Origin of the sequence: Segatella salivae DSM 15606 (assembly GCF_000185845.1) — a bacterium.
In the GTDB taxonomy this organism is placed as follows: domain Bacteria; phylum Bacteroidota; class Bacteroidia; order Bacteroidales; family Bacteroidaceae; genus Prevotella; species Prevotella salivae.
The window spans coordinates 76,596-81,555 of sequence record NZ_GL629647.1 but is presented as its reverse complement, the minus strand read 5'-3'; the positions used below and the strand labels follow the sequence as shown (position 1 = coordinate 81,555).

Sequence of the window (4,960 nt, the reverse complement as noted above, 5' to 3'; positions counted from 1 at the left end):
CCTTGCGCATTTCCCTAAGCTCGACAATTTTATGGTTGGTTTTTATGTTTAATGCCAAAGTCGGGCTGTTCGGTTGTTCCGCCGCCCGTTTTCGGCTTTTCATTCGCTTTCGACTTCTTCTCCTCCACGAGGTACAGCGTTCCATCCTTATTCACGCCCACCCAAATGGTTTTGACTTTGCCATCGGCCGCCTTCTGGCCTTTTACCGATAGCTCAAACAGGCGCTTGGCAGCCGTGCCCTTTGTCTTGCCCGTAAACGAAAGCGAATCACTTTCAAGTCCTTGTTGCTCCTCAAACGATGCAAGTTTGGGTTTTACACGTGCTTCATACTCGGCCTTGTGCTTTTCGGCTGTCGCTTTCGATGAAGTTGTGGTCATTGCCTGCTCTTTGTAGCGCTTGACGAGGGTGTTCATAAAGTCGATGAAAGCCGCATAATCAGCTGGCTTGCCGAGGATGGCCAAGGCATTGACCACCTTTATTAAATTGCGGATGGCATCGTCGGAAGTTCTCCGAGCAGCTGCCAACGCACCGATAACCTTCGTCGAATTGTCAGCCGTGCGCTGCACAAGCAACGCTTCCACGCGCTCATTGGCCGTTTTCAGCGCATCGACATAGGGTTTCAGTCCCAAGGCCTGCACCTGCGTGGCATATTCTCCCACAAGGTCTGTGCAAAGGTTGGTGATGAGTCCCGTTTCGCGTTCCAACTGCATCTTGGGGTCGATGGCATAGTCAACGAGATGCTGCCACAACTGATGAGCATGTTTGGCTAAATCGGCCACAGGCATATTCAAAAAGCCTTTCACTGCCGTTCGATAGCCAGCAAAAAGGGTGTCGCGCTCCTTGTCGGCTTTGATGATTTCATCGGTTAAAAGACTCTTTTGCGACAATACCAAATACTTGTCTTCTGCGGCTAAAGCCTCCGTCAGTGCCTTAATTGCGACCTGCCCAACAGCATTCTCCTTAATTTTCGTGTCAGTGGCCAAGCGGTCACTCACGTTTTTCACGAACTGAAAGTGTGCACCATTGTTGAGATGCGACAACTGAATTTGTGCAATTTCCACCACCTTGGTGAAATCATGCTTTGAAGGTGTTTCTTCTGGCATTTTTATTGTTTTTTTAGTTTAACATGTGTCGGATTCTTCCGACGTTATCTTATTTTTATTTCTTTATGAATAAATGATTCGCCCGCACTTCAAACGCTTTGGAAAATACTTTCCGCCACGTGGCGAAAGCCTCAAACCTTTCGGGAAACAACTTTCGCCAGGCGCGGAAATGCCAAACCTTTCGGGAAACGACTTTCGCCATGCGCGGAAATGCCAAACCTTTCGGGAAACGACTTTCGCCATGCGCGGAAACGCCAAACCCTTCGGGAAACAACTTTCGCCATGCGCGGAAATGTCAAACCATTCGGGAAATGACTTTCGCCAAGCGCGGAAATGCCAAACCTTTCGGGAAACGACTTTCGCCAAGCGCGGAAATGTCAAACCAAAGGTTTTAATACTTCAACACGACGGATAACGATATTTTCAGAAGAGTGTTAAACAATCGTCCCACGCTACATCTTGTTTGCAGCGTGGGACGAAAAAAAATTAAGAGTGTTTATGCTAAAATAGTATGATGTTCAGCTGGATTTTTTATACTATCGCTTTATCCAGTTCTGCACTTCAAGTCCTTCAATACGACCAAGGTACTTCACATTCTCTGTTGCCACAGGAAGTTGAATTTTCTTTGATGATACTCATTAGTTCATCAGCCGTCTCATTGCCTTCCCATTTTCCAAAGAATCTATCACGCATTTCCTTATTGTAGGCTGCATCTGACATTTCTTCGCGCTCTTCTTCGAGCACAGAGTTGGTAAGTTTGACCGCCAAAGCCAGTCGGATATTCTTACTCATCAAGCGCAACGTGTTCCAATACATACTTATTGTATTGTTTTCAGTGTTTGTGATTGTAGTTGCCATAATCTAACCTCCTATAAGTGCTCGTCAGTGAGTAATTCTCCTCTATCCCTACCCATTAATACACGCATTTGCTGGATAGCCACTGCATTGAGCTTTACGAGTCGTTCACATTGTGGAAGACCATCATCAATGAGCACGGCATTGATATTCTCCATATTCGACAAACATATCAGTTCGTTGATGGTGGCATAATCACGAATATTACCTTTCAGCGTAGGGTTAGCCTCTCGCCATTGTTTGGCAGTGATGCCAAACATAGCCACATTGAGCACATCAGCTTCTTCGGCATAGATGACGCTAGCTTGTGCGGGAGTCACCTCCTCAGGAATGAGGTGCTGCTTGATTGCATCAGTGTGAATGCGGTAGTTGATTTTTGATAACTCGCGTTTAGCCGACCACCCCAGTTGTTTTTGCTCCTCAGCTTTGAGACGCTGAAACTCATGAATCAAGTATACCTTAAACTCTGGACTTATCCACATGGCAAACTCAAAGGCTATGTCGCGGTGTGCGTATGTTCCGCCGTAACGTCCAGCCTTAGAAATAATACCGATAGCATTTGTCTTCGTCATCCATTCTTTGGCACTGAGACGATAGTTGTTTAGTCCTGCCTGACTTTTAATTATGTCGAATTCGGCACAATTAAAATTAGGATTATTCAACTGCTCCCAAATGCCGAGAAATTCCACAGTGTTACGATTGCGGAGCCAGTTGGAGAAAAAGAAATCTCCATCCTTGGCACGTAACATATCCGTAAGACAGATATAGTCATCAGAATTTACTTTGATGATTGAAACAACGGTGTTTTGAACAGTAATTTTTGCCATAAGGTTCAACGTTTTAGTGCCACGAACAAAGATTGTGCAAGTGAGTGCAAAGAAAACTTGTTTTCAATTTGCCGAACGCCGCCAATCTTTTGCAAAAATAGCATTTTTAAACGATACCTCCAAATCCATGCGATTGGATTTTCGTTTCCGTCGTGTGTCAGTATGTCAAAGAGCGATTCGGCTTCGTGAAGCCTTTATTTTCTATCCTCTGCCGACTGAAGATTCCTTGTGGTTTCTACATATCGGCAAAGGTCAAACCTTTCAGGAAATGACTTTCGCCATGCGCGGAAATGCTAAACCTTTCGGGAAACGACTTTCGCCAAGCGCGGAAGCATCTAACCTATTAGAACTCCACAAATGGTAGTACACAAGAATTAGACATTGTATTCCAGCAAGTGCCTGTAAATATTTTAGTTGATGATGGCGCCTCATCTTGGAAATATAAATACATGGGACGATATTCTGAATTATTAATTATTTGTGTACTTGCTAAAAAGAAATAATTACGCATAATTGTTACAGAAGGATTTGCTGCCGTCACGATTTGTTCTAATTTATCAATTAAGCCTGCAGAAAAACCTTCTTTGTAATGCGGCCATTTTTCTTCGTCAGTTGTAAATGTAAGCGGAGTAAAACCTAAGGTTTCTGCAAATTTCACCAACTGTCCATAAGCAGGTAAAAACCATTTACCAACGTTAGCCCCAGTAATGGTAACACCAGGATTGTGATGTGCAGCCAAATAAAAGGCTGGATAGATTACAGGCTCATTGGCGCGAACCACTCCTTGCAAATTGGGAGAGTAGGTCCAGTTGTAACCATTCATGTCGGTTGCAGCCTCCACCATATTTGTAGGCGAAGGACCGGAGTTCTCTTTGATATGGTCACCCGTATTTTTCCAATAGCTATTTCCTGTAAATCCCATCTCATATTTCTGATAGTATCTTAATGCGCAGGCAAATCCTGCTTCTGTATTGGTTTTCTCATTTGCTACCACACCAATAGGTGTACGACTCCCTTTCTCTGCAAAAACGCCAACGGTTCCATCTTCAAAAAGATAGAGAATGGTTTTGAGTTTAATGCTCACCGTATAAGAATGATTACGTTCAAAAAGGAGTGACGAAAGCTTAGAAAGACTAAAGGACTTTCCTGTTAAGGCTTTCCCATAGATTGTGCCAGCTGTAAAAGTAAGTTTTGTATCGGCTGTTGGAATATCGGGGAGCACATAGCTATAATTGGTTAGGAAATCATGAGCTTGTACATACTTGGTGTTAAACGTAGTAGAAGTAGCAGGCATGGTGTAGCTGTTAGCTGAGGTGCCTGTGGCCGGAGTGATAGTAGATGCATCTACGCTATAAGTATTCACAACAGGCTGTGGACTTGTAAATGTAAATTTAGCTGTTACACCGACTGCTTGGTCTGTATAACCTGTGAAACGGAAACGTACACGAGCTGTTTGGTGCTTCATGAGGAAGTTTACATGCCAAGCATTTCCACTAATCGTTTCTGTAGCTGTACCGATTAGCGCATCGTTATCACTGGCAACAGTGAGATTCGTTCCATTGTCGGTTACGGCATCATTGAAGCACACAAACGTGTAGGTTCCAGGAGTGAGTTCAAGTTTTGTACCAGCATCTTTTGTAAATACTCCACCACTTATAGTGCCACTCACTTTGCTATTAGTCCCAGTGACACGCGTACCAGTAGCATCTATAGCGTAGATTGTATAATGACCATCACTGATTGGTTGAGTGGCGCGAGTCTGCGGTGATTCTTTGTCTTGCTCAATATTAATTTCAGCTTGTAGCCCATCGCCTAAATCTACAACCTGAGGTGTAACAGACGTTGTCGCAGCACGAGTAAGAGTCTCATCAGAAGTATAATGCTCTGGAGAGAACGAAAAATGATTCTCTGTTACTTCTACTTTATTATCATTAGTCGCAATTTCTTCGCTACTACAAGCCGTAAATATGATTACGAACACGAAGCTTGCTAACTTCAATATCTTTTTCATCGTCTTTTCTTTTAATTTATAATTATTACTTAGCCGATATTATGAATATCATTGATGAATATTTATAAAGAGCTTCGAAATATTTTAAGGTTCAAATTCTCCTCCTATCTCTTCTTTTTCATTTTCCCATTTTTCTTCACTACTTCCTGGAACTTTAGGAAGAA

6 protein-coding genes are annotated in these 4,960 nt (G+C 43.2%); 1 reads left to right on the top strand and 5 read right to left on the bottom strand.

Features of this window, described 5'->3' with window-relative positions; translation table 11 throughout:
• Window positions 1-29: 29 nt before the first annotated feature.
• The 4 genes from HMPREF9420_RS14355 to HMPREF9420_RS00380 all read right to left on the bottom strand — a co-directional run bounded on the left by HMPREF9420_RS14355 (window position 30) and on the right by HMPREF9420_RS00380 (window position 2,785).
• Window positions 30-1,103 (bottom strand): DUF6261 family protein, encoded by a 1,074-nt coding sequence (locus HMPREF9420_RS14355; protein ID WP_007133377.1) that lies wholly within the window; start codon window positions 1,101-1,103, stop codon window positions 30-32.
• Between the two features lie 63 nt (window positions 1,104-1,166).
• Window positions 1,167-1,484 carry a hypothetical protein gene (locus HMPREF9420_RS13780; RefSeq protein ID WP_147625574.1) on the bottom strand — a complete coding sequence of 106 codons (318 nt, stop codon included), beginning with the start codon at window positions 1,482-1,484 and terminating at the stop codon, window positions 1,167-1,169.
• Between the two features lie 189 nt (window positions 1,485-1,673).
• Window positions 1,674-1,961: a hypothetical protein gene (locus tag HMPREF9420_RS00385; RefSeq protein ID WP_007133375.1), complete on the bottom strand. Its 288-nt coding sequence runs from the start codon at window positions 1,959-1,961 to the stop codon at window positions 1,674-1,676.
• Window positions 1,962-1,972: 11 nt separating this feature from the next.
• Window positions 1,973-2,785 carry a KilA-N domain-containing protein gene (locus HMPREF9420_RS00380; protein WP_007133374.1) on the bottom strand — a complete coding sequence of 271 codons (813 nt, stop codon included), beginning with the start codon at window positions 2,783-2,785 and terminating at the stop codon, window positions 1,973-1,975.
• A 40-nt stretch (window positions 2,786-2,825) separates the two neighbouring features.
• Between HMPREF9420_RS00380 and HMPREF9420_RS00375 the strand changes: the two genes are divergently transcribed.
• A complete protein-coding gene (locus HMPREF9420_RS00375; protein WP_147625572.1) occupies window positions 2,826-3,149 on the top strand; it encodes a hypothetical protein in 324 nt (107 codons plus the stop codon).
• Here HMPREF9420_RS00375 and HMPREF9420_RS00370 read toward each other — a convergent pair.
• The gene (locus tag HMPREF9420_RS00370) at window positions 3,129-4,796 is read right to left on the bottom strand and encodes a hypothetical protein (protein WP_007133372.1); all 1,668 of its coding nucleotides are present in this window, start codon (window positions 4,794-4,796) and stop codon (window positions 3,129-3,131) included. The genes HMPREF9420_RS00375 and HMPREF9420_RS00370 overlap by 21 nt on opposite strands.
• Window positions 4,797-4,960: the final 164 nt, after the last annotated feature.

What these genes read in the sequence shown, in the direction of transcription:
- HMPREF9420_RS00380 (WP_007133374.1), bottom strand. Translation starts at nt 2,785, where the DNA reads ATGGCAAAAATTACTGTTCAAAACACCGTTGTTTCAATCATCAAAGTA.
- HMPREF9420_RS14355 (WP_007133377.1), bottom strand. Translation starts at nt 1,103, where the DNA reads ATGCCAGAAGAAACACCTTCAAAGCATGATTTCACCAAGGTGGTGGAA.
- HMPREF9420_RS00370 (WP_007133372.1), bottom strand. Translation starts at nt 4,796, where the DNA reads ATGAAAAAGATATTGAAGTTAGCAAGCTTCGTGTTCGTAATCATATTT.
- HMPREF9420_RS00385 (WP_007133375.1), bottom strand. Translation starts at nt 1,961, where the DNA reads ATGGCAACTACAATCACAAACACTGAAAACAATACAATAAGTATGTAT.